This window comes from Dactylosporangium sucinum (genome assembly GCF_014647515.1).
Lineage (GTDB): Bacteria > Actinomycetota > Actinomycetes > Mycobacteriales > Micromonosporaceae > Dactylosporangium > Dactylosporangium sucinum.
In genome coordinates this window covers 1-1393 of the sequence record NZ_BMPI01000186.1, presented here as the reverse complement: position 1 = coordinate 1393, position 1393 = coordinate 1, and the positions used below count along the sequence as shown (strand labels likewise).

1 protein-coding gene is annotated in these 1393 nt (G+C 68.1%); it reads right to left on the bottom strand.

Annotated elements, in window-relative coordinates; all coding sequences use genetic code 11:
- Nucleotides 1–185 precede the first annotated feature (185 nt).
- Entirely contained in the window at nucleotides 186–1319 is a 1134-nt protein-coding gene (locus IEZ31_RS55710; RefSeq protein WP_444542487.1) for an IS701 family transposase, read from the bottom strand.
- Between the last annotated feature and the right edge of the window lie 74 nt (nucleotides 1320–1393).

Sequence of the window (1393 nt, the reverse complement as noted above, 5' to 3'; positions counted from 1 at the left end):
TAGTACTGCAACGGCGGTTCGTCACGTATGATGGTGTTTGAGGTGTTTGCGGTAGTGGCTGGCTGTAGCTTGGGCTTGTCGGCGGCGACGCCAGCCGGACCAGTGCAGCACGTGTCCCGCCGTGTTCCGTCCAATGAGGACGAGTTTGCTGAGCAGGCGGCGGATTTCGTTGCTGCTCAATGGGATCAGCGTGTGATCGCCGTCGTCGGTGCCCCTTTTGCTGCCTCGCCGGCGCGGGTGACGACCAGGAACGCGGCGGCGAGCATGGCCAGGGTGATGTGGGCGTACCAGGCGTCGTAGCGGCGGACCTGGTACTGGTCCAGGCCGACCTCGTTCTTCGCGGTCTGGAACGATTCCTCGACCGCCCACCGACTGCCGGCGACCCGCACCAGTTCACGCAGCCGGGTGCCGCGCTTGCCGAAGCACACGTAGTAAGCGATCTCTGTCGGGTCGCTGACGCTACGCCGGGCAAGGACCCAGCCGCGGCGGCCGTGCAGGAACGGCCGGCGGATCGGCAGCCAGGCCCAGTCATAGACCCGGGGCCCGTGCGCCCCGTCGCCGCAGGACGTACGCCGCCACGCACCTCCCGGTACCTTGCCGATCAACGCGTCAACCCGGGTAGTGGTGTGCAGCCCGGAGGCCACCTCGTCGTCGCAGCGGGTCGCCATCACATACGAGATGTCCTGCTCCTCCAGCCAGCCACGCAGACCCGGGTTCTGCCCGTAGAGTTCGTCGGCGGTGAACCACGCGAACGGCACCCCAGCCGCGATCGCCCGCTCCAGCATCATCCGGGCCTGCTGCGGCTTGGTCGCGAAGGCGACCTCGTCCGGGATCGCCGCCCGCCGGCACCGATCCCGGTCGCCGGTCCACGACACCGGCAGATACAACTCCCGGTCGATCAACGCCCGGCCCTTGCCGGTGGCGTAGGCCAGGAACACCCCGATCTGACAGTTGTCGGTACGGCCCAGCGTGCCCGAGTACTGCCGCTGCACACCCGCCGACCGGTTGCCCTTCTTGGCAAACCCCGTCTCGTCGGCGATCAGCACCCCATCCGGGTCGCCGATGTGTTCCACCACGTAGTCGCGCACATCGTCACGCACCGCGTCGCGGTCCCAGCACGGGCTACACAGCAATGCCTGCACCCCGTCCGGCGAACCATCACCCGCCTGCTCGGCCAGGGTCCACCCGTTGCGCCGCTCCAGCGGCGCCAGCAGCCCCCGCACATAGGCGAAGCCCCGCTTTCGCGGCTCCACCCGAGTAAACCGCCCCGCGATCCGCGCCAGCAGATCCCCAAGCTCGTCGTCCCACGACGCAACCAACCCCACACTGACCACAATGGAGGTTAACCGAGCGACGAGCCTGAGTCACGAACCGCCGTTGCAGTACTAGGCGG